The following is a 24090-nucleotide window of genomic DNA, read 5'->3' as shown; positions in this document are numbered from 1 at the left end:
TTCCTGGATTGTTGTGTCCATCAGATGGTTTTCTGTTTTTTTTGTATTTACCAATCTATCCAGTACAGGCACCTGATAGCGGGCACGTCCAGCGTCGATAGAAAAGATACTGATATGGGACAACAAGACACGCAACCGGAATGGCGAAGGGGATTGTCTGGCTGGTTACGTCTATGGTGGTTTTGCCTCAGTGTTGAGTGGCGTTATGTCTCCTGGCGGATGCGCCTCTGGCTGCATCCAGAGCAACGAGAAAGTATACAAACGCCGATGAAACAGACTTTGCTAATTGTCCGGCATGGGCAGACCACCTGGAATGTAGAGCATCGTTTACCCGGCCAACTACCTGGTGTCTCGCTCACCGAAACGGGACGCCAGCAGGCCACGCGCCTGGCGGAGGCACTGCGGGTGCTGCCATTAAGCTCCATTATTAGCAGCCCTTTAGAGCGTGCCTACCATACCGCTGAATATCTGGCCCAGGGCCGCGATCTGGAGATCATACGTGAGCCAGACCTGATGGATACCAATGTGGGTCCCTGGGCTGGCCAGGTAATTGATGAATTGGCAAAAAACGATCCTGCCTGGAAAGCCTATGTTAAAGATCCGACGGTCGCCCCTGAAGGGATCGAGACATTTCCGCAGGTGCAGCAACGCGTGGTGGCGGCGGTAGAGCGCTGGTTAGCCCAGGAGAATATCGGGGCATACCCGGTCTTTGTCGCTCACGCCGATGTCGTCAAGCTCCTGCTGGCTCACTACGCGGGCCTCAATCCAGCGCAGGCTGGCGTACTCACGATAGACAATGCCTCCGTGAGCCTGGTTGAGATTTCCAGAGACAAGCCAGAGGAATCTCACCCGCATGTTGTCGCGATTGGGTGGAATCCCCATCCCGGTTGGCTCAAAGCGCCCGAACCAGAGAAGCCAGCGCCAACCGATGCGCAAGAGGCTGGTGAGCAAAAGGCATAGATAAATTTCTTATCTCTCTATCTGTCGATCTTACGTAGCGCGTTTGTTTCAAGCACTGTCCGCTTGTGTCTGGAAGGAAATTGAGCATGTTTGATCCCCGTGATCCCTATGAGCGTTACTACTGGCATTACGAGTCTCGCCGACCGTTGTCAGTTGCTCAAATTGTTGCGTTACAAAGTGTCGATGCGGAGACCGCAGCCCTGGTCTGGCTCCTGCTGGAGCATGGGGTATCGCTGACCGTCGCGGGCCCGACTGATCCGCAGCCAGGCGTTGGTAAGACCACGACACTCAATGCTCTACTCCAATTTTTGCCAGAGGGAACGGCGCTGGCGTATATGTCCGGCATGTATGAAAATTTTTCGTTTACACGCCTGCCCGATATCAATCCTGCCACTACCTATGCGCTTTGTAATGAAGTCAGCGATCACCTGCCAATTTATATGTGGGGCCGCATCGCGCGGCGCTATTTACAATTACCTGCCCAGGGATACCACGTGGCGACCAGTGTCCACGCCGACACGATTGATGACGTAATGTATATGTATCAACACGATCTGCGGCTGCGGCCGGAGGAAGTAAGGCGCCTGGGATTGATTATCAACATCGGCCTGGTTGGTCGGGCGTATCCGGCGCGGCGGCGCTGGTTTAGCACCCATTTTGTCCAGCCCCATGCTGATCCCGACCGTCCCGAAGCGATTGTTCCGGTTCCACTGTCCCTCTGGAACTCTTTTGACGACACGTTTGAGCATGCCGATGCCGTTCTGCTGGCAGATCTGGCGGGCTGGATCGGTATGAAGCCTCAGGATTTTCAGCCTGCCCTGCAGCGTCGGATCGCCTGCATGCAGGAGATCTCTCAGCAGGGAGGTGTCGATATGGAAGATATGTTTGAAGCAATTAGTGAGCTGCATGAAAAAGAAGCTTAAATGTGTTTTTCAGTTTGACTCTGGAATATAGCTTCTAGTAGATCTTGTTCATACAGGTATGAAACATAAGGAGGAAGCACCTATGTCCTTAATTCAGCTTTATGCTAGCGAAGGACGCTGGCCACGTATCTGCAACCTTTAGTTGCAGCCCACAATAGAAATAGAGGAGCCCTACGACATGTCGTATGCTATTGCCATGCTCAGCATTCACACGTCGCCGCTGGATAATCCAGGGCGCACGAAGGATGCTGGAGGCATGAACGTCTATATGCGCGAATTAACATTGGAACTGGCCGCCCTGAACGTTCAGGTTGATATATTTACGCGTCGCACCCGGGAAGATACGCCGACCGTTGTACAACTGCATCCAAATGTGCGTATCATTCATATCAAAGCGGGCCCTGTTGCCCCACTGCATAAGAACGATCTTTACCAGTACACCCCTACCTTTGCTCGTCACATTGAAGAATTTCGCCGTCGTGAACATCACCGCTATGACATTATCCACAGCCATTACTGGCTATCGGGAGTCGCTGCGATGCGTCTGGCCTGCCATTGGGGCGTGCCACACATTACCATGTTTCATACCCTGGGCCGCTTAAAACAGCTGGCCAATCCCACCGAGGCAGAGCCGCCGTTGCGCCTGGAGATGGAACAGCAACTGATTCACCGGGCCGATCGTATTATTGCCGCCACCGCAGATGAGCGTTCCCATATGATGCGCTACTGCGGCGCCACCACGCACCAGGTAGACGTCATCCCCTGCGGTGTAGACCTCAAGCTGTTCGAGCCTTACGATAAACAGTGGGCGCGCCGGAGGCTGGGACTGCCGCTGGAGCAGCCGATTCTTCTGTTCGTTGGCCGGCTGGATCCCTTTAAGGGACCCGATCAGCTGCTGCGGGCGGGCGCCTTGATGCAGAAGGATGCCCGGCTGGTTATTGTTGGTGGCAAGCCCGAGGGAGACAGCGATCGGCAGGCATTACAGGACCTGGCGCGCAGCCTGCAGCTTGAAGATCGCGTCAGCTTTATGGGAGCGCGCGCACGGGAAGAGATGCCCCTGTTCTATAGCGCGGCCGACGTTACCGTAGTGCCCTCATATCATGAGACCTTTGGTCTGGCCGCCGTAGAATCGCTGGCCTGCGCCACTCCTGTAGTCGCCACGCGTGCTGGAGGCCTGATGACCGTAGTGCGGCACGGCGAAACCGGCTTCCTCGTCCCACGCTGTCCCGGCTTCTTCGCTGAGCGTTTGGACCTGCTGCTGCGTGACGAGCGATTGCGCGCGCGCATGAGCGCGGCCGCGCGCTCTTCAGTGCAGCAGTTTGCCTGGTCAAGTGTAGCGCGCCAGATCTACGCCACATATGAAGAGCTGATCAGTGTTGGCCAATGCCTGGTTGCTCTGTAAGCAAGAGCATAGGTTTTACTTTCATGTTCCTCGCCTGCGGCCAGCATGTGCTTTCGCACCTACGGGCCTGAATCGCTGTTGTATGGTGGTGCAGCAAGGGTGTCATACGCGCCCCTGCTGCACCACCATACAACATGAATGTGGCCACCTCTACGCACGCTTGTGCGAGGGCGTTTATATTCGCTAACTTAGAGAGAAGGAGCCACTTTTGTGCTGGTGCATGGCGTCCGCGGACGCCATGCACCAGCACAAAAGAACAGTGCGGCCCTCGTAGGCGGACGCCCGTGAGGAGGCGCTTACATTCGCTAACACAAAGAGAGTAAGGCATTCTTTAACGACTGTAAAGCTATTGTATATACATATGCAGGATAAGCGCTAGCGGTAACCGCCCATTTATTTCAAACGAAGTGCTTACAATTATAGTAGTATATGTATAAATTTTTCTGCGATTGTTCAGGCATAATGTGAATTGAGTTAGTAATTAGTCGCGATGAAATAGGAAGAAGCGCGTTAATATACCTTACATTTTCAATACAATGTTAGACCGACGTAGATTAACCTATCCAAGGGTGGACTTTCACCTATCTCTATGGTATAATCAAGTGCAAGAGTAAGAGACAATCACCATTTAGACGTTCAGCCTGTACGCCACAATGTGCTAACAGCGTGGGTGGGCTTACAGGTTTTTGTACCTGATTACAATAGTCAGGTGAGGGTGGAATGCTTATGTGTACAGTCTCAATGCAAGCAACTGTCGGTCTACTACGGTTGACTGCGACTGCCTCGGAGACTGAACTACAGGATGACAACAACATCACCCCATAAATTCGCACTAGGAATATGAGAATTCCTGGTGCTTTTTTATTATTGGGACCTTTGCATGGAGCGCACCGGTTCTGCGTACTCATCGATCAACATTCAGGTTTATGTTTGCTATCCAGGAGGATTGCCACTGTTACGTACGTATCCTTATTTTTATCAAGGAAGGAGGACAACGAGGTTTCTTTCGCTCAATCGGTGAGATAAACGTATGTAATGCTCCCCCCGGAGCTATAAATACAGTGCAAGTGGCTACGGAGTGGTTGCTAATTTTAAAGGAGTGTGCAACTATGAACTCAAGTATGATCAACAAGATTGCCAAAGCCAAACGCTATGCAGAAGAGCCAGAGCGCATCCAGTTCACGAGTTTTGAAGCGAAATTCCAGGGTGAAAATGATGTCCACACTACCAGATATGATGATGGTGAATGGCAGTGCACCTGCCGCTTCTTCCATGACTGGGGTGATTGCTGCCATACCATGGCTATGCAGCGCGTCCTTGGTGTAACCATTCCAGAGGCGCATCGTCACGGGGTGCTTTCTGGTTTAGGGACGGGCCCGCTCTCACACTGATCTCTTACTGGCACAAAGATATCGATCTGTGAAGCCAGGTTTTTCACAACAAAGATGAGGCACTGTATTTTATTTCTCAGGGCCTCATCTTTTTTGTGTCAATCAAGAAGCTGTTTCAGGTACAACCGGTTGTCTGTAGCCAGACAACCGTGCAGTCTAAATAAGCACAAAATAGAGGATGACGATTGCGGCCACCATAATCGTCGCCAGGATCGCGATCGTGATTAAATCACGGCGCACATAGGCGAAGTGCTCAGTGGTCACCATCGCGTTGCCCGCGCGCTGCTGTGCTGCTTTCTGAGCGGCCAGGCGACGGGCGGCCAGGCGAGCTGATGCGCTGGTTGGAGCGACCACGGGGGTAGGGATCTCCGCTGCCTGATCGGTTTCTGGCTCCAGAATAGAAGCCGGAGTGGCCGCAGCGGGCATGGGTGTTTTCTTCACGTTTTTTGCCGTGGGCTCAACTTTATCTGGCGTCGAGGTCACGTTTGTGGCTCCCTCTGGACGAACCAGTTCAAACCCTTTTTGTCGCTGATATTGCGCTCCACCGCGCGCAGCTGCTGATTTCTTTGGCATAGTGGCTTTTACTCCCTTGCTCGATTGCCTGGTTCAAGAAGTCGAACACTTCGAGCCTATATGGTTCTTGATCTAGGTAACGCTTGGCTCATCTTCAGACGCGCTCTCGTGCCATTCAAGGCCTCTAGCACCTGCAACCTCTCGCGTTTACTCGCACATTGTAGCTTATTATACACGAAAGCTCGTGAACCGTCGAGGGTTTATCCCCAATGGGATGTTATTGACGTTTCCCATTGACCTTTAACTTAAGGGGTGCAGGGTTCTCCCTGCTGGGGTGTGGGGACACCCCACACTCCGGCAGGAGGGCTGGTCGCCCTCCTGCACCTCCCCCTCTGGCGCCGAAAGAGGCATAAGTTAACGCGTATGGGGCCGTTTCTGGGCAGGGACACCGCCTGTTTGTGGTCATTTGACAAGGGTCTCAGGCTGTGCTACTCTTAATGTTGGCAAGAAAGGGCAAAACACATTCATTACCCAAATTTTACTGCAAAGGTTCAGAAGGCTAGCCCCCGAGAGGCTAGTCCTTTTTTCTACATACACTCATTATTACCATACACACTAGTAACAAATAAGCAGGAACTTTTACCATGGCACGAATAGTCGTCGCAATGAGCGGCGGCGTAGATAGCTCGGTCGCCGCTGCGCTCCTCAAAGAACAAGGCCACGAGGTGATCGGCATTATGCTGCGTCTCTGGTCAGAACCGGGTGTTATTGAAGCTGAGGATGACGGCGTTGAGCGCGTTGTACAGAACAAATGCTGCTCACTGGAGTCCGTTGACGATGCTCGTCGTGTGGCGCGTATGCTTGATATCCCATTCTACCTGGTGAATGTCGAACAAGAATTTAAAGAAAAAATCGTTGACAACTTCTATGAAGACTATGTAGCGGGGCGCACGCCCAATCCATGTCTGAACTGCAATCGTCATATTCGCTTTACTGTATTGCTCAACCGTGCGCTGGCCTTGAATGCTGACTACCTGGCCACGGGACATTATGTGCGCGTCGACGATCATCCCATCACCGGCAAGCGCCGTTTGCGCCGCGCGGTTGATCCCGAGAAAGACCAGTCATACGTTTTGCATGTGCTCAATCAGCAGCAACTGTCGCATGCATGCTTCCCTTTAGGTGGATATACCAAGCCGGAAGTACGCGCCATGGCGGCCGAGCGTGGCATGACCGTAGCCTCGAAAGCTGAAAGTCAGGAAATTTGTTTTGTAGCTCAGAACGACTATCGTGGCTTCATCGATCGCTATGCCGCCAGCCGCCAGGAAGAAGCCGAGCTGATGGGTGTTGGATCTGCCACAGCCACTGGTCGCGGTGCTGGCCTGATCTCAATACCGAAGCCCGGGCCCATCATTGATCAGCAGGGTAACACCCTGGGCCGACATCGCGGCCTGGCATACTATACCATTGGACAGCGCAAAGGGCTGGGCATTACGTCCCGCGATCCGTTGCACGTCTTAAAAATTGATGCTAGCAACAACATGCTCGTGGTTGGACCGGCCAGTGCCCTGGAGCAGAGCGAGTTTGTTGTTGGTAAGATGCATTATCTCAGTGGCGAAACACCAACCGAGCCATTTGAAGCACGGGTGCGTGTACGCTATAAGGCTCCTGAGCAGCCGGCACTTGTTACTCCCCTTGATGGAGGAGAGCAGGTGCGTGTCACTTTGTTACATCCACAGCGGGCTATCACACCAGGGCAAGCCGCCGTCTTTTATGGTGGCGAGGATGGTGATGAGGTGTTGTGTGGAGGGATTATCGCAGAATGACGGATCTGGCACATATTAGAAATTTTTGTATCATCGCCCATATTGACCACGGCAAGTCAACCCTGGCCGATCGCTTGCTAGAGTTTACCGGCACGGTCTCCAAGCGCGAATTGCTAGAGCAGACGCTCGACCAGATGGAACTGGAGCGCGAGAAGGGCATCACCATCAAGTCGCAGGCTGTGCGCATGCGCTACACCGCGCTCAATGGTGAGGAATATGAATTAAATCTGATCGATACCCCGGGACACGTTGACTTTACCTATGAAGTCTCACGTAGCCTCGCGGCCTGTGAAGGGGCTCTGCTGGTTATCGACTCCACACAGGGGGTCGAGGCCCAGACGCTGGCGAACCTCTACCTGGCCCTGGAAGCTGATCTGTCGATTATCCCCGTCATCAATAAGATCGATCTTCCCAGTGCTGAGCCCGAGCGGGTAAAGCAAGAGGTCGAGGACATCATTGGCCTACCACAGGAGGAATGTATCCTGGCATCCGCCAAGGAAGGTATCGGCACCCAGGATATTCTGGAGGCCATCATTAAAATGGTGCCACCGCCTAAAGGCGGCCTGGATGCTCCCCTGCGCGCCCTGGTTTTTGACTCGCACTATGATGCCTATAAAGGGGTTATCGCGTATGTGCGTGTCGTGGATGGTCAGCTTCACGAAGGGGAGCGCCTGAATATGGTGGCAGCCGGCAGTTCAGCCGAGATTCTGGAGGTTGGCTGTTTCCAGCCGAGGCTGGTATCGACGAAAACGTTGACCACCGGCGAGGTAGGGTATATCGCGACTGGCTTTAAAAATGTCAAGGACTGCCAGGTTGGTGACACTGTGACTGTGCCGTCCGCCCTGGGGAGCATTGAGCCCTTGCCAGGTTATCAGCCCGCCAAGCCAATGGTCTTCGCCGGTCTGTATCCGGTAGATAGCAATGACTATCCCGAACTGCGCGAGGCTTTGGATCGTTTGAAGCTCAATGATGCCGCCCTCTATTATGAGCCGGAAACATCGAATGCTCTGGGCTTTGGCTTTCGCTGCGGTTTCCTGGGACTGTTGCACATGGAGATCATTCAGGAGCGGCTAGAGCGTGAATACAACCTGGATATGCTGGCGACGGCTCCCAGTGTGGAATATCACGTCACCAGAGTTGGCGGAGAAGTGGTTGAGGTCCATAATCCATCCGAGATGCCCAATTTCGGGGAGATTGAGCAGATCGAGGAGCCCTACATGGATATCTCCATCTTTACACCATCGCGCTATATCGGCACCATCATGGAGCTCGTCACTTCCAAGCGTGGTATCTACAAAGACCTGAAGTATATCGAGGCCGAGCGCGTGCTGATGACCTATGATATTCCACTGGCGGAATTGATCGTCGACTTCTATGATCAGTTAAAATCGCGCACCCAGGGTTACGCTTCGCTCGACTACAACTTTGGCTCCTATCGAGCTTCAGACCTGGTCAAGATGGATATTCTGGTCAACGGTGTTCCGGTGGACGCGCTCTCATTGATCTTACATCGTGAAAGCGCCTACTATCAGGGGCGAGCCCTGGTAGAAAAGCTGCGCGGCCTTATTCCGCGCCAGCTATTCGAGGTACCCATCCAGGCCGCGATCGGATCACGGGTCATCGCCCGTGAATCCGTGAAAGCCATGCGTAAAGACGTGCTGGCCAAATGTTATGGCGGCGACATCTCCCGCAAGCGTAAGCTGCTTGAAAAACAAAAAGAGGGCAAGAAGCGCATGAAGATGGTTGGCAGTGTAGAGATTCCCCAGGAAGCTTTCATGGCCGTCCTCTCCCTCGGTAAAGAATAAAAATATCAGTAAAGACATGGAGCGCGGCCCGCGGGCCGCGCTCCATGTCTTTACTGATATAAAAAAGAGAGCTAGATAATCACGGTTATCTAGCTCATCGTGTCTCTTTTTTGTTCTTCACAACTCCCGTGTTTAAATCAACTGACTAATCCGAACGGAGTATCGCTAAAAAAGTAGTAGCGATATACCTCCAGATACCTTTACCCTTACCCGACGACGTATAGAGCGCGTCATGGCGTGATCAGGTCAGCAAGACCTGTCAAGACGGGAAGGTAAACGCCTGGAGGTGCCGGAAAAGCCCGCATTTACGGGCGCTCCTAGTCAATTTGAAATACAACTCCAAACACGCGAATTGGTTTCTTCGTGGTTCTTATAAGATCGATGGACATCATAAGATCTCCTTTCGGGTTACTTATGTAAGGACCAAGCCTTATGCCAAGGTCTTTTTATTCCCTGGTGTATTCCTTAATCATTTGGAATAGTTAAACATTACCATCTCATTTCGTAGAAGTCAAGGGTTTTTCCATGGAATTTATGAGCACTTTCTTATTTATATGCTGCATAGTCAGTGGCGATGGGGCCAATCTGCATGGTTTTTGCAGCTCAAAAAAGAGATTGCCCCTCGTTTACCACCTCTTCATAATTTTGTTGAAAGGTAGAGAGAACCTCGGCCGGATCCGCGCTTTCTTTCATCACTTCCGCCTGGGGATCACGGCGGTCTTTTACCTGTGGAATATCCTGGCGTAGTTCTTCAAGCAACTCGATGACTTTACTGACCTTACGTTCGACCAGCAGGGACATCTCAAGATCCAGATGAGAGCGCTGATCATTCAATCTCCCCTGTCGATTCTGCGTGATGAGAACCGCTGTCGTTGTCAGTAAGGCGATAAAGCTCACCATCCCCTGCAGATCCGAAAACGGAGGTGGGTCCAGTCGTTGTAGTCCGAAAATCGGACATATAATGTTATAGATGATCCAGCAGAGCACAATAAGCATAATGGCATAGAGGGTATATGGTCGACCGAGAAGATTAAAGGTGACCCTCTCAATTAAATGCTGGTGTCTATCTGCTTCGCGTTCCGCTGAGAGGCGGATGGCCACCAGGTTATCGATATCTTTTTCAACGATATCTAGCAGTTTCGTAAGATTTTTCTCTTCCTGCTCTATATCCTGTGGTTGCTGTGGTTGTTGCTTTCTTTTGCTCATAAGGTATAAACGAGCCCTCTTTCTACTGGTTGATGGAAGTTATTGTCATTGCGAATGTTTCTATGTAGCCCTTATTATATCTTCCTGGGGTAATGGGAAGAAGTGTAAAGAAGGAGCAGATACGCCTGGACGTATCTGCTCCTGGGAACGTAGAAAGCGAGCCGATGGATTAGTAGTTGGTGCCGCGATCTCTTTCGATGCGCGTGCTTTGATCGGGGGTAATGGCGTTCGGCTCGACTGGAATGGCGCCAGTGTCGATATCGTTGGCGGCCAGGCGATCGTTGGTGGTGCCTGTAATATCCCGATCCATGGTGGGCATACCGGTGGAGGTGCGATTGTAGTTCGCATCTTCCTGCATGGTCTCATTCTGTCGGCCGGTGGTGCGTCCCTTGCTGGCGGCGCTATCCTCATGAAACAGGTAGTTGGAGGACGTAGGATCCAGGGCGCCTGCGGGGGCCTGATTGACCATCTCACCAAAGTGGGCCAGGTCGTGTTCTAATGCCTGCTGGAAGCGGTTGCCAGCACCCAACTTTTCGCCCGCGTCACCCAGCACGCCTGCGGGGGGATCATAATTGATGTTGACATTGACCCGCGTCTGATCGCTAGAGACTGGCGTAAAGGTCACTTTACCAAAATTCTCCAGACCATTGGTTGAGCGCCAGCCAATCTGCTGATCGGGTATCCACTCCTCGTTGACCGCATCCCACTCGTGTTGTCCAACAACATCAGCTACCCAATGGCTCGATTGGTCATCATGATAGGTAACCTCTTTGACAAAGCTCATGAATTTAGGGAAGTCATTGAAGTGGCTAAACAACGCATACACCTGGTGAACAGGGGCGTTGACCGTAACTTCTGCACTGTGGGTTGAATAATTCTTAGCCATATATATCCTTCTTTCACTGAACACCTGCACATATGCAGGGAGTAAAACATGCAATTCATGCTAATCGTGTGTTACCAATCTATTGACATCCCTTTTTATACGAAACTGGTTTGTGGATAGCTTCAAAATATTCCACGCTGTATAGTTATATATTCACCTTTGCTGTAACGCCAGGGTATGGTGGTCAGGAGTGGATGGACTAAAGGGTATTGCGCCAGCACATATGATCATAACAGCAGGATGCTGCTGGTTAAGAAACACAACTTTTAGCAAGAATCTAAGCACAGAGGTACCTGTTTGTTGTATTGTCTGAAAAACCCTGGTATTATGCTGACGGAACATATAATTTGCAAGAAAAAGAATCGAACCATCGCCCTACGTAGATCCAAACATTACTCAGATAGGGTAATCGAATCATCACACTACGTAGATCCGGACATGACCCAGATGAATAAAGGTTTATCGAGAAGTAAAGTAATTCTGTAATACCACAGTGCTGTGTATCACCAGGAAGAGGTAGGGGGGGATTCAAAACTCTGTTGGCGTCTCGTGTAATATAAACATAGAGTCAAGCACAACCACGTGCTCATCGGTGTAACTATTGAGCATGTGCTTACGTAGTAAAAGGTAGTATGGAGAGCGCGTTTGTTCCTGGTGAGACACTGTTTATATAGATTGTCCCATTGGTAGTATCTGAATTCTATGCTTTGGAGAGGTAACACGCATGTCAATTGGAACCTTGGAAAACAATTTGAGCCGCGCTCTAGAGCTGCTGGGCGGCTCTATTGATCCCGAGATTGTCGAAACGTATCCATCGCTCGAAGCACGTATTTTGGCGCAGGCTTTGGAGAACGTTGAAATTGCCGAACAGCGCTTGCGCGAAATCCAGAAACTGGTTGGCGAGATCGAGGGTGTTCTCGTCTAACTGTGTTCAGGCGGTTTTTATTCAATACACAGCCACAGCGATCTCTACGTATACATATCCCGTCTCCAAAGTTGGCGCATCCTATGGGATATGTCCCAATGTTTGTTTTATACCGGTAAGGCCGTGTCACCCAGGGTGGTTGTGAGCACGTTATCCTTTGTGATCTATCCAGAAACTGTGTCTTATGAAGAAAAGCCTGAGCAAAAGGAAGAGAAGAGCGTTCATTTATTAAATGAACGCTCTTCTCTTCCTTTTTGGGGGATATGTTTGGGTGGTTGGAGAATTTCACGCCTTCGGCGCAGGAGCACCTATGTGTCTCCGCATGGCCGTTCGCAGCGCAAATGCACTTGCTGTATATATGGATGCATCGGACGCGTATCTGCACGCCCGATGCATCCATATATACATAACCCTGAGCACCGTGGGTGCGAAAGCTCAGGCGGTGCAGCTGAGGTCCAGTGAGGTGTCGTGGACTTCGATGGGTGGGGCCGCCGCGATCTCCGGGTCGTCGATCTCCTCTGGCTGATCAAGGGCGCGTTGGATAATCTCCTCTACCTGGGCCAGATTGTTGATGCGTACCAGTTCGTTGCGCACGCGTTTGGCTCCGGGAAAGTGCCCCAGATACCAGCCCATATGTTTACGCATCTCGACATAGTGGTCCTGTCCCTTCATCCTGGCGTGCGTTCGAGCATGCTCAAGGGCCATCAGCAGGCGCTCTTCGCGTGTGGGTATGACATCGGGCAGATTTTCCGGTGTCGGCTTGATGCCCTCGTGCAGCAGCTTCTTGAGCAGCTCTTTGTTTTTGAACAGCCACGGGTTCCCGAAGGTTGCGCGTCCGATGAGCACCCCATTGACGCCCGTGGTGCGAATGCGTTCAGCCGCCTGGTAGAGGCTATGGATATCTCCATTCCCGAGAATGAGCGTATCGGTTTTGCGTACGACCTCGGCGGCGCTGGCGATAGCATCCCAGTTCGCCTCGCCTTTGTAGTGCTGTATCAGAGTGCGCCCATGCAGCGAGATGACCGCAGGCTCCAACTCCAGCAGTTCCTGCATCCAATCCTTGACCACGATCGAATCGTAGCCCAGGCGGGTTTTTACCGAGACCGGTAGCAGGCGGCGTTCATATACGAGTGGCTCACCCCATAGACGCGCGCGATCCTCGTTCATTTGACGAATGCTGCGGATACGCGCCGGGTCCATCTCCAGATCTTCCAATGTCTGCCCGTTGGCCCAATCGCGCACCCCCTGCTGGGTCGCGCGGATAATCGCCTTCGCGGTCTCAGGCAGGCGGATCAGGGCAGCGCCTCCGCCCTTATTAGCGATGGAGCTGGCGGGGCAGCCCATATTGATATCAACGCCGTCGAAGCCCAGCTCGCAGACCACGTGGGCCGCTTTATAGAAGTATTCCGGGCGACAGCCAAAGATCTGCGCCACCACGGGCCGCTCGGCGGGTGTATACAGGAAGTCGCGGAAGATGCGTTCACTTCCACGCCAGAGCCCCTCCACGTTGGTGAATTCGGTCATCACAATATCCGGGCGCCCGTGCAGACCATGCATAGTTCTGCATGGAGCATCGGTTACACCATCCATGGGGGCCAACCCAATGATCGGTTGTGTTAATGTATTCCAGAAAGATGTTTGCTTCATAATTTTTGTCTACTTTGTTGGTGCAACGCCGAAAGTAAGAAATGTGCGCCACCCTCTTCACTATCAGTTCCTAATGACTATTCGTCCTTCTATGATACATGTTTTCCTGCCCAATGGTCAATCTTTTCACCCTTCGTCTGCATTTAAAACGTTAAATTTGCCATTATAATGGTGAAAAGCTATAATATGGGCGCAGGAACATAAATATGGGAAAGGAGACAAAATGCTTACAAAAAAACTTGTTAAGCAAAAATTTATCCATTTTGCCCTGTTGCTGGGAGCCGTTCTCGTGCTGCTCTCGGCATGTGACTCAGGAAATAACCCCAATGGGTCTGCTGCCGCAACGCCGACCAGTGCGACCGTCAACTCGGCCAGCGCCATTGTGAGGCACACCCCCTCTGGTACAGTTGAGCTGATGTGGGATCATACGTCTCATGTGTTGACCGTTCATATGGCTTTAACTGGACTGACACCCAAAAGTACCCACCCGGCACATATCAATACGGGCAGCTGTAAAAATGGCGGCAAGCTCGTGTATAATCTGTCATCCGTCAAAGCTACGCAGATCGGTTTCGCCGATGTGATTACGCGCGTGAAAGATGTGACGGGTGGGATTCCTGAGACTGGCTGGTATATCGATGTAAGTAACGGACCTTCTATGGATAGCAGCGCTCAGGCGATGCCGATTACCTGCTCTAATGTCTTTAATCCAACTGTTTCAACCAAACTCTCACAGAACGTCCAGGCGACGATGGCCAATGCTTTCGCGCCCAACCAGTCCGCCAGTGGTGATGCACAGTTGACTGTGAACAACAACTCGCTCACAGTCGCGCTCAACTTGAAGGGATTAGCACCAAATTCGAAGCACATGGCTCATATTCATATCGGGAGTTGCGCGAGCCAGGGCGCGATCAAGTATACTCTGAAACCCGTGGTTGCCAATGCGGCCGGTGATGGAATCTCTACCACCATCATTCCCAATATTAGCACCATTCCGCGCAATGGCTGGTACATCAATATTCACCAGGGCGCGACAAGCGTCAAGTCACAAACAGACAACGATCCATTTGCCTGTGGAGATATCACTTCGCTCCACTAAGTCATACGTACTCTACTTACCGTTATCTCAAAGGGAGTCAGAGCACCGGTCAGTGCTCTGGCCCCCTTTCTATATGCTCAGGAAATCTCTATCGAGCCATTGCGCCAGCGATCAACCATATATTCAACAGAGTTGATGTACTGTTGCTCATTGTTATTATCGCTATTGGGAGCATAGACGGGGATAATTTGATCGACGGTAGTTAGCCCCCAGTTCTGGATGTATTGTTTTGAGATGAGCTGATACCAATCTTCAAAGCCTTCTTCCCAGCTATCATATTTGCGATATCCATCATAGCTAGGATGGCCTGGGGTAGCTCGGATATTGCCAAGCGAATGGGTGACGCTGGCAACCCCTTGAGTCCCTAACTGACTCTCCTGCATGAAGAAAGCCAGGGCATAAGCGGGATCGATATTATATTTGACGCCTTCATCGTAAAGTGCCTGACCTTTATTCTGAGCGGGTGAATGATAGTGAGCAAGCACCTCATTGATGAAGTCAGCGCTGATCGTCGGTTTTCCCATGACGTTATAGGGGCCGGCGGATCCATTGAGCCGGGATGCAAGGCGGGGAGTCAAAGTAGAGACGAGCATGCTAATGATGCCGATGCCGATTGCTACACAGGCCACGACGACCACGGAAAATCGAAAGGCAGAAGAAAAAGTCATACGTGGTCGTTTCTTGCGATAGGTTGCGCGATAGACCCTTCTTTTAACCTTGGGCATGTTAATCCTTCCTGGACGTTATAGTAATGATATATTGTATGTCTATATTTTAATGCATATATCCCTATTACGGTAGGAGTGTGGGAGAAGTTGTATAGATTGGGACAGCCGGGGGCGCTGCGCCCTTTCAAGTAGAGGTTTTCAAGGACCTTGCCCCTTGAACCCGCTTGTGCCGCCTGACGGCGGCACAAGGAGAGGGAAAATCAGAGGACACCCCTGAAACCCCACCATGGGCTGCCGCCCCTGGACCCCGCTCCAAAAAACCTATACCTGTAGGGGCGCAGCGCCTCCGGCTGTCCCAATCTATACAACTTCTGATTATGTGCTGGCGCTCGTGCCTCAGGGTGACGGGAGTCAGACTCATTCTGAGCACTGCAGGTGCCAACATACACGTAGTTATGCGTTACTGGTCAGCATATAACGGTGAATATACGCTATAATAAAAGGGCTGACGAGATATTTACTGTTGAATAGCTCGCTGTATACACATGGACAGGCATTGTCTGGAGAGGAACGATTTTATGACTGAACGGCCCCCCGTAGCCAACCCCCATGGAACTGCACAGGCGCCGCTGCCTGCGGCAACCGATTTATACGCGCTCGACACGCTCTTATCCGATGAAGAGCGTATGGTACGCGATACCGTGCGCAAATTCGTGCGTGAGCGCGTCATGCCAGTAATTGGAGAGCACTTTGAGGCTGGCACTTTCCCACGTGAACTGATTCCCGAACTGGCCGACCTGGGTCTGCTGGGAATGCATTTAGATGGCTATGGCTGCGCAGGCCTGAGCGCGGTCTGCTATGGCCTGGCCTGCCAGGAACTGGAGGCGGGCGATAGCGGTATCCGCTCATTTGTTTCAGTACAGGGCTCGCTGGCCATGTTCCCTATTTTTGCCTTCGGTTCAGAGGAGCAGAAGCAGCGCTGGTTACCGGCGATGGCTAAAGGTGAGGTCATCGGCTGCTTTGGACTGACAGAGCCAGATATCGGTAGCGACGCGGGCAATATGCGCACCACCGCGCGTCGTGATGGCTCCTCTTACGTTCTTAACGGCAACAAAATGTGGATTACCAATGGCGGTATTGCTGATGTGGCAGTGGTGTGGGCGCGCACAGAAGATGGTGTTCGTGGCTTCCTGGTCGAGCGTGGCACCCCTGGTTTTACCACCAGTAATATTCACCGCAAGCTTTCACTCCGGGCCTCTGTGACTTCTGAGTTGCATTTTGAGGACTGTCGTGTTCCGGTTGAGAATATGCTGCCCAACATCCGAGGGATGCGTGGACCGCTATCCTGCTTAAATGAAGCGCGGTTTGGTATCGCCTGGGGAGCGGTTGGAGCGGCGAGGGCCTGTTATGAGACGGCTCTGGATTACGCCAAGACCCGCGAACAGTTTCAGCAGCCCATTGCCCGCTTCCAACTGGTTCAGCAGAAACTGGTGACAATGGCGACCGAACTTGTTAAGGGTCAGTTACTGGTCTTACAACTGGGACGCCTCAAGGACCAGGGACTGCTGCATCCTGTGCAGATCTCTATCGCCAAGCGCAATAATGTGCGTGAAGCGCTGCATGCCGCGCGCGAGGCCCGCTCGATCCTGGGTGCCAATGGTATTACGCTTGAGTATCCTATTATCCGCCACATGAACAACCTGGAATCAGTCTTCACCTATGAAGGCACCGATGACATCCATACTTTGATCATCGGTCAGGCTATCACTGGAGAGAGCGCTTTTTCCTGAGTCACCAGATGGCAACAAAAAATGCTGAAGGGGATGCAGCGTATTCAGCGCTGCATCCCCTTCAGCATTGAGAAAGGGTGTTTTTCTATTGGTGCATGGGGGCGCGGATGCGCCCATGCACCAATAGAACTCGTGGGAACGCTCACTCGCACCCGGAAAAAGTGTGCCTGACATCCCTACTTACTACAGGCCGGTACGGGTTGGCCGGGACCCATATTGTTGCTATAGTCGGTAACTTTCCAGGTACCGTCATCAAGATCTTTCTGCAGCGTAATCTGCAGCTTGTAGGGGACCGTAGTTTTATTCTTGATGCGCTTAACGGTGTAGGTGTAGACCTGGCTGTTATCGGTTACCTGAGCGCTATTTGGGACTTCGCTGTAGTCTTGCACCGGTCCATAGCAGGTATCAAGAATTTGCGCCTGCCTGGTGAACTGGTCCTGTGATGTCCGAATCGTAATCGCGGGCCCGAGATCTTTGTACGCCTGGTCATAATTTTTTGTGTTTAGAGCGTCCAAGAAATCGGCTGCGGTTGTGCTGGCGGGCGCGCTGGCGAATATGCCTGTGGCTAGAAAATAACCGACCAGTCCAGCTACTATGGCTAAAATAAGAAAGATTCCCCCAAACATTACAATACGTTTGCGCAGCTTCTGAGGAGCTGGCTCCTCATGGATAGGGCGTGGCACACGAGTTGTTTCAGGAGGTGTATCTACCCGTGCCATACCTGCCGGGCGCCTGGGTATAGCGCGATGCTCACTGGTTTTTTGCGAGATCACCTTTTGAATGGCCTGATGCTTACTGGTGCCCTCATCGGGATTGCGTAAGACGGTGCGCTGTTTATTTGTGCCATTGAGAGAGGGAAGGCCCTGAGTTGATGGTTTTTTAAACGACCCACTCTCCTGATTCTCTCGTTCTTGCATGCGTTTCCTCCTCATATGTCGCAAGTTTTGTTCTGATGTGCCAGGGGGCCAGTGGGCTGGCAATATCGCATTGCGGATGCAAGCACTGTCTGGCTGGCCATGAAATATTTTTATATTAGAGTGCTCAAGCCGCACTGCATACTTTACATATGGAAATAGCAGAGTACATCTATCTTTTTTTAGTTTACTCCGCAATCCAATAAACCTGTTTTACTATAAAGGCTCTAATTTCCACTGTCAACCAGATGTACTTAGTTGCTAGTAAGCCGGGCACTGCAGGGGTGATAACACAGGCTGCTCACGTTTTTTGTATGGGAGTGCATCGGGCCGCAGCTGCGGCCCGATGCACTCCCATACAAAAAACGTGAGCAGCGCAGGTACGAAAGCCCTCTTAATGCTTATTGGCCGAGAATACTGGTGCCCCCTTGCTCTCTTGCATCTTGGCTTCAATAAACTGGAGGATGCGGCGATTAAAGCGCGAGTTATCGAATTCGAGCGCGTGATTGTGGATCACCTGTGGATCAAAGTGGCGCTCATCAAAGGTCGCGAGAACGCTTGCCAGGCTCTCTACCGTCTGTTCCTGGAAAAAGACGCCTGTTACGCCATCAATGATAGATGCCAGGGCGCCTCCCGCCCCATAAGCGATAATCGGACGACCGCAGGCCTGAGCCTCCAGAGGCGTAATACCGAAATCTTCCTCGCCTGGGAAGAGGAAGGCGCGACAATGCTGGAAGTAGTAGATGACCTCTTCATCTGAGAGGCGCCCCATGAAGCGAATGGTAGGGCCAGCCAGCCGCTTCAGGCGTTCTTCATCGCGACCCCCACCAATGATGACCAGTGGCAATTGGAGGCGATTGCACGCCTCGATCGCCAGGTCCAGCCTTTTATATGGAATGAGGCGGCTAACGGCCAGGAAATAGTCTCCTGGCAGCATATCGGGTTCGAACGGGAAGCGTTTTGTATCCACCGGTGGTGGAATATAGGCGGCCTCGCGCCGATAATATTTGCGGATCCGCTCGGCAATCGCGGGCGAATTGGCGATAAAATGATCTACCCGCTGAGCGCTAGTCTGGTCCCATACGCGCAGGCCGGTAATTAAAAACGGCAGCACGCCACGGGCCACTTTTCCCAGCTGCTCACGCTCAACGTATTCCTGGTAATTCCAGCACCAGCGCATAGGAGTGTGGCAATAGCAGATGTGCATTGTTTCTGGCCGTGTAATCACCCCTTTACCGAAGGCGCTCGAACTGCTCAACACCAGGTCATAGCCGCGTAGATCCAGATTCTCCATCGCGAATGGATACAGCGGCAGGTAGGGTTGATGATGCCTGGTTACCAGGGGTAATTTCTGCATAAAGGACGTGCGAATATCCATCTTCTGGAATGCAGGATCGACACGTTTAGGATCATAGATTGAGGTATAAAGAGGCGCCTCTGGAAAAATCTCATGAAACGCCAGCACCACACGCTCGGCCCCCCCCATTTGATTGAGGTAGTCATGCACTAATGCTACTTTCACGTTAATATGCTCCTCGGCTGAATAAGATGGCTGGAATGGTGCGCAGAAGGATCTGTATGTACAGGCGCAGGGACCAGTTTTCGATATAGTAGATATCCATCAGCACGCCTTCATCGAAGCTGATATTGCTGCGACCGCGTACCTGCCAGAGACCGCTGCAGCCGGGTTTGATCGCCAGGCGCCCCTTCTGCCACTCCTCATATTGAGCCACCTCGCGTGGCAGAGGTGGTCGTGGTCCGACCAGACTCATCTCGCCTCGGAGCACGTTCAATAGTTGAGGAATTTCATCCAGACTGGTGCGGCGAAGAAAGCGGCCCACCGACGTGACGCGTGGATCTTCGCGCATCTTAAAGATGGGTCCCTGGGCCTCATTCTGACTGAGGAGTTGAGCCAGGCGTTGATCGGCGTCTTTATACATCGAGCGGAATTTGAACATCTTAAAAGGTGTGCCGTTTAATCCTACCCGTTCCTGCCTGTAGATAATGGGGCCAGGTGATGTAAACGCGATGGCCAGCGCGATACAGAGATAGAGCGGTGAGCCAATGATCAATCCCAGAGTTGAGAGGACGATGTCGATAGTGCGCGTGATAACACGCTGTGGCGTATTGAGCGAAGCCTGCCGAATACCCAGCAGCGGGATGCCCTCGATGCTTTCCATATCAATGCGGGAGAGATTGAGCTCATAGAGATCGGGGATCAGCTTAAAGGAGGCGCCCAGGCGCTCACAGAGCCGCACGCTGCGGATGGCATGATTATTGAGATGTGACGGGAGCGCGATAATTACCTCATCCACCTGCATTGAACGAATAACCATTCCGATGTCATCGATGGTGCCCAGCATTTTAAAGCGACCAAAGTCTCCAGGCGGCTCGGTCATATCGTGCAGGAAGCCAACCACGGAAAAGCCCAGATTGGGGCTGGCGGCCAGGCACTGCATCACCATTTTGCCAAGGCGGCCCGAGCCCACGACCAGCACGCGCGTCTCTCCCAGTCCCATGCGGTAGAGCAGACCCATCACACCCGCGACCGCCAGGCGACCGGCGATCAGCACAATGATCGTCGTAAACCAGATAAACGGAATCAACAGACGTGAATTGGGTATCAGGGTATCGGGATCATACTGATTGTTGTTTTGGAAAAAGAAAAAGTACGTGATTAAAAAGGCCATCCCGATGGTGGTCGAAGTAATAATTAACCAGGCCTGGCGGAACGAGTTACCCGTGAGGCGGATATGATACAGGCGGCGCACCGCAAAGATGATGATTAATCCCGCGATCACGCCTGCCCACAGTGGCATATATGAGGAGAATTGCTGGTTATTATCAGGAGCCGCGCCAGTATAATAGCCAAAGATCTGGAATTTTAACCCCTCCAGCATCGGGTTATGCAAAAGTGTTTTAAAGCGCAGGCGATAGGCACCGTAACAGGCCAAAAGGGTCAGCAGTATATCGAGCACGACCATAAAGATGGTTTCGGCGATACGCCAATGGCGGCGTATAGACCTGCGTTCAGAGATAACCTTCGTGATTGGTCCTGTTGCTCCGCCCATTTCATGTGTTACCTCGGTTGTGGTCCTCGCGGCTGGCGCTGATTCGTTGTTCTGTATAATTCGAGCCATATATTTTATACTATCTCATACTATTGAACAAACGTTATACGTTGTGAATGATGTATTTTGGCAGCCAGTTCATATGCTGCGATCGTCTTTTTCGCCATGGTCCGGGCTGAAAATTGTTGAGCGACCATGGTCGCCTGACACTGACAACGTTCACGCAAGGTTTGATCGGTTAATGCCTGGTAGAGCGCGGCGCTCAACGCGGTTACATCCTGTGGATCAACACACAGAGCCAGCCCCGCCCCGGCCTCTGGTAAGCTTGATACATTCGAGGTGACCACCGGCGTCCCGCAGGCCAGAGCTTCCGCCACCGGAATGCCGAACCCCTCATACAACGAAGGGTAAGCGAAGACGGAAGCGCTTTTATACCACAACGCCTGCTCATCGTCGGGGACAAAGCCGGGGAACAAAACATCTTGCTCCAGGCCAAGCTGACGGACCCTGGCGAAGATGGTATCGTAGAGCCAGCCTTTGCCCCCTGCCAGCACCAGTTTCTCACGAATATGGTGTTGCTGCCGCAATTGCGCATAGGCATCAAGTAGGGTAGTGATATTCTTACGGGGTTCTAAAGTACCCAGGTATAAGATAAAACCCTCCGCAACACCATATTTTTCGCGGAATGTATCTAATTTATCTTCTATAGAAACGTTCGAAAAACGCTCGTCGATACACGGATAGATAGCCTGGATACGCTCATATGAAATCCCTACCAGCTCATGAACATCTCGTTTTGTGCTCTCGGATACTGTAATCAGGAGCGTGGCGCGCTTTAAGCTTCGCAACGTAAATGTCTGGTGATACAGGCGTTTGGCCGGTGTGAGCACATGTGGGAAGCGCAGAAATGCCAGGTCGTGCAGCGTAACGACGCTCGCGCAACGAGCTGGTAAGAGCTCAGGCCGTACATTGACAGGAGAATGGAGCACATCGATCTGATGCTGGCGCACCAGCCTGGGCAGCGTTAATTGTTCCCAGGCGATACGGGCTGCGGGCCTGGACTCGGGCCACGGAGCAGCCAGAAAGGTAATCTGCGGATGGTGTTCCAACTGCTCAATGACATCCTGTCCGTTTACAAATATCGTATAGGTGTGATTCCCCGGCTGCCTGGCAATTTGTGTCAGCAAATAGCGGATATACCGGCTGACACCACCATTGCGATAGCTCTGACCGTAGGATAACAACTGTGCATTGATGCCAATGTGCATTCTCGTTGTGTTCTCCTCATCAGACTTCTAACGCCAGTGAATATTACAGAAGATTGGCAAAGATGTTATATAAGTGATGACATTTTCCGCTAGATGTTACTGCTTTATAACGTCTTTGATTTTTACGTGGTCACAATACCTGCTGTTTTGACCTCTGATCCTCCACTTTATTATCTGCATTAGAAGTATGGTCTACATTGCGCCTCTCACAAGCATGCAGGGTGGAAATAAATAGGAAAGGTAGGTATCACCCTGTTGCGCTTGCAGCGTATGCATTTTCTATAGAAAAAATGCGCAGGTAACATGTTGATTGTGAGCAACATGCACATATCTCAGTATACTCTGCTATCCACAAATGGCCTAGTAAATGGAACTAATGGCTTGATCTCCGGTTGGACTGGTCAGGTGTTGGCTTATCATAACTGGTGAGAAAAAGTACATGCTGTTTCATCTGTACACGTAGTTGTTCCTCAAGAGCCGCGTCAGATAATATAGGGAGGGCGATCCCCATGGTGGGACACGCCAGTTGATCGCTGATCAAGGCGTAGCCATACAGGTCGCTCGCCAGTGGCAGCAGTAATGAGGGCTGCGGCGCGGCGCCGTCGATCGCCTGCTGCCATCGCTGTACCAGTGGTTCTCTGGCCGAGATAGTGATAGGTCGGCTGGCCGACAGCAGGCGGCACTGAACGGGATAGGACGTATGGGTAGCAAAATGGTGTTGAAGGTGTGTAAAGATTTTATAAGGATCTTGCGCGGGTACGAGCTGGAAATCCAACCTGGCATGGGCCTGTGCTGGCAGGAGATCGCGGTCACCGGTTACAGCGATCTGTGGGTCTGATGGACTGGTGAGCAGCGTAATGGTGCAGGTAGGTGTGAGCCAGTAGGCGTAGTGTTGCCTGACCCCCTGTATATCCATAAGTAGATGTTCGGTGCCCCAGGCCTGTTTAAGCTCTGTACTGGTATCTGGTAACTGCGCGATGGATGCGATGACCTCATCTTCCGGCGCCTGTAAGTCATCATAAAAACCTTCCAGTAAAATATCTTCACGTGCATCCTTAAGCGCGCCCAGGGACCAGATGAGTTGCCAGGCGGCATCTGGTGCGATGGCGCCATAGGCTGTGGGGATGGAATGGGCCGCGGTTCGCAGCGAGACCTCCGCCTGTAAATGTCCTTTTACGCCCAGCAGCAATTCAGATTGTATAACCTCTTTGCCTGTTTCATGTTTTGTGGTATACAGGATACAGTTATCTGCCTGTAACAGGGAACGATGTCGCGTGAACAATTGCGCAAGAGTGATGGTGGATACGTCGTCCTGGCCGTCGATCAGCCATTTGATGTTGAGGGGAAATGGTCCGCGTTCACTGGTATAGGCGCGGATAGCCGCCAGATGTGTGAGTAAAGGAAACGCAACCTGCTGCATCGCCATTGATGGTGTGTATTTTATATAAAAAAGCAGGGTTTGTGGTGCCTCAACCATATACTCGCCATATAGAGTTTGCTGACGTGGGTCAAGGTATTGTACGAAAAAACCATGATGACGTAAAAGTGATAGCCAGATATCTTGTATCTTTAGCGCTGGTGAAGTATAAATTTGAGTAGAGATAGATTGCCAATCATGCAGGTACAAAGGGAACTGCTCATCAAGCGCCTGTAAAAGGATCTGCTTGCTTGACGACAATGGCATAGCTCCTTTTGCCCTCCTGGTATGGCGCTGCTAGTACCGCCGTGTATATATCTTGCATGCCGCGGTCTGAAAGAGTATACTCATGTGCAGTGAGCGGTATAAGTAGTAGGTG

At 51.8% G+C, this 24090-nt stretch carries 19 protein-coding genes; 9 read left to right on the top strand and 10 right to left on the bottom strand.

From position 1 onward, the window contains the following. The first annotated feature begins 114 nt into the window (after positions 1-114). From KTT_RS05555 to KTT_RS05540, 4 genes are all read left to right on the top strand, one after another. A complete protein-coding gene (locus KTT_RS05555; RefSeq protein WP_160145662.1) occupies positions 115-960 on the top strand; it encodes a histidine phosphatase family protein in 846 nt (281 codons plus the stop codon). 86 nt (positions 961-1046) lie between these two features. Continuing rightward, positions 1047-1883, top strand: coding sequence for a hypothetical protein (locus KTT_RS05550; RefSeq protein ID WP_126595034.1), 837 nt, complete (start codon positions 1047-1049; stop codon positions 1881-1883). 178 nt (positions 1884-2061) lie between these two features. Then, positions 2062-3285 (top strand): glycosyltransferase, encoded by a 1224-nt coding sequence (locus KTT_RS05545; RefSeq protein WP_126595033.1) that lies wholly within the window; start codon positions 2062-2064, stop codon positions 3283-3285. 1109 nt (positions 3286-4394) lie between these two features. Continuing rightward, entirely contained in the window at positions 4395-4676 is a 282-nt protein-coding gene (locus tag KTT_RS05540) for a hypothetical protein (RefSeq protein ID WP_126595032.1), read from the top strand. Positions 4677-4832: 156 nt separating this feature from the next. Here KTT_RS05540 and KTT_RS05535 read toward each other — a convergent pair whose 3' ends face one another. Then, positions 4833-5249: a hypothetical protein gene (locus KTT_RS05535; protein WP_126595031.1), complete on the bottom strand. Its 417-nt coding sequence runs from the start codon at positions 5247-5249 to the stop codon at positions 4833-4835. A 584-nt stretch (positions 5250-5833) separates the two neighbouring features. Between KTT_RS05535 and mnmA the strand changes: the two genes are divergently transcribed. Both mnmA and lepA read left to right on the top strand, forming a co-directional pair. After that, positions 5834-7015 (top strand): tRNA 2-thiouridine(34) synthase MnmA, encoded by a 1182-nt coding sequence (gene mnmA, locus KTT_RS05530; RefSeq protein ID WP_126595030.1) that lies wholly within the window; start codon positions 5834-5836, stop codon positions 7013-7015. Then, positions 7012-8820 (top strand): translation elongation factor 4, encoded by a 1809-nt coding sequence (gene lepA, locus KTT_RS05525; protein ID WP_126595029.1) that lies wholly within the window; start codon positions 7012-7014, stop codon positions 8818-8820. Before mnmA ends, lepA begins: the two co-directional genes overlap by 4 nt. Before the next feature lie 603 nt (positions 8821-9423). On the opposite strand, the gene KTT_RS05520 is transcribed toward lepA, so the two are convergent. Then, positions 9424-10026, bottom strand: coding sequence for a DUF1003 domain-containing protein (locus tag KTT_RS05520; protein WP_126595028.1), 603 nt, complete (start codon positions 10024-10026; stop codon positions 9424-9426). Positions 10027-10195: 169 nt separating this feature from the next. Further along, positions 10196-10912 (bottom strand): SRPBCC family protein, encoded by a 717-nt coding sequence (locus KTT_RS05515; RefSeq protein ID WP_126595027.1) that lies wholly within the window; start codon positions 10910-10912, stop codon positions 10196-10198. A 724-nt stretch (positions 10913-11636) separates the two neighbouring features. Between KTT_RS05515 and KTT_RS05510 the strand changes: the two genes are divergently transcribed. Next, positions 11637-11837: a hypothetical protein gene (locus KTT_RS05510; protein ID WP_126549160.1), complete on the top strand. Its 201-nt coding sequence runs from the start codon at positions 11637-11639 to the stop codon at positions 11835-11837. A gap of 435 nt (positions 11838-12272) precedes the next feature. Here KTT_RS05510 and KTT_RS05505 read toward each other — a convergent pair whose 3' ends face one another. After that, complete coding sequence (locus tag KTT_RS05505) at positions 12273-13484, bottom strand: tRNA dihydrouridine synthase (protein ID WP_126595026.1); 1212 nt, start codon at positions 13482-13484, stop codon at positions 12273-12275. Positions 13485-13707: 223 nt separating this feature from the next. Between KTT_RS05505 and KTT_RS05500 the strand changes: the two genes are divergently transcribed. After that, positions 13708-14583 carry a CHRD domain-containing protein gene (locus KTT_RS05500; protein WP_126595025.1) on the top strand — a complete coding sequence of 292 codons (876 nt, stop codon included), beginning with the start codon at positions 13708-13710 and terminating at the stop codon, positions 14581-14583. A 77-nt stretch (positions 14584-14660) separates the two neighbouring features. Here the strand turns inward: KTT_RS05500 and KTT_RS05495 are convergent, their stop codons facing one another. Continuing rightward, positions 14661-15308: a glucosaminidase domain-containing protein gene (locus KTT_RS05495; RefSeq protein WP_126595024.1), complete on the bottom strand. Its 648-nt coding sequence runs from the start codon at positions 15306-15308 to the stop codon at positions 14661-14663. A 521-nt stretch (positions 15309-15829) separates the two neighbouring features. Here KTT_RS05495 and KTT_RS05490 point away from each other — a divergent pair. Further along, positions 15830-17041, top strand: coding sequence for an acyl-CoA dehydrogenase family protein (locus KTT_RS05490; protein ID WP_126595023.1), 1212 nt, complete (start codon positions 15830-15832; stop codon positions 17039-17041). A gap of 176 nt (positions 17042-17217) precedes the next feature. Here the strand turns inward: KTT_RS05490 and KTT_RS05485 are convergent, their stop codons facing one another. The 5 genes from KTT_RS05485 to KTT_RS05465 all read right to left on the bottom strand — a co-directional run bounded on the left by KTT_RS05485 (position 17218) and on the right by KTT_RS05465 (position 23978). After that, the gene (locus tag KTT_RS05485; RefSeq protein WP_126595022.1) at positions 17218-17958 is read right to left on the bottom strand and encodes a hypothetical protein; all 741 of its coding nucleotides are present in this window, start codon (positions 17956-17958) and stop codon (positions 17218-17220) included. 391 nt (positions 17959-18349) lie between these two features. Continuing rightward, entirely contained in the window at positions 18350-19477 is a 1128-nt protein-coding gene (locus KTT_RS05480) for a glycosyltransferase (protein WP_126595021.1), read from the bottom strand. A gap of 1 nt (position 19478) precedes the next feature. Further along, positions 19479-21026 carry a sugar transferase gene (locus tag KTT_RS05475; protein ID WP_160145661.1) on the bottom strand — a complete coding sequence of 516 codons (1548 nt, stop codon included), beginning with the start codon at positions 21024-21026 and terminating at the stop codon, positions 19479-19481. Between the two features lie 89 nt (positions 21027-21115). Then, positions 21116-22294, bottom strand: coding sequence for a glycosyltransferase family 4 protein (locus tag KTT_RS05470; RefSeq protein WP_126595019.1), 1179 nt, complete (start codon positions 22292-22294; stop codon positions 21116-21118). A 373-nt stretch (positions 22295-22667) separates the two neighbouring features. After that, positions 22668-23978: a zinc-binding metallopeptidase family protein gene (locus KTT_RS05465; RefSeq protein ID WP_126595018.1), complete on the bottom strand. Its 1311-nt coding sequence runs from the start codon at positions 23976-23978 to the stop codon at positions 22668-22670. Positions 23979-24090: the final 112 nt, after the last annotated feature.

It is taken from the genome of Dictyobacter aurantiacus, from assembly GCF_003967515.1.
In the GTDB taxonomy this organism is placed as follows: Bacteria; Chloroflexota; Ktedonobacteria; order Ktedonobacterales; family Ktedonobacteraceae; genus Dictyobacter; species Dictyobacter aurantiacus.
Note: the sequence above shows the minus strand (reverse complement) of the source record. Positions and strands in the feature narration are given on the sequence as shown.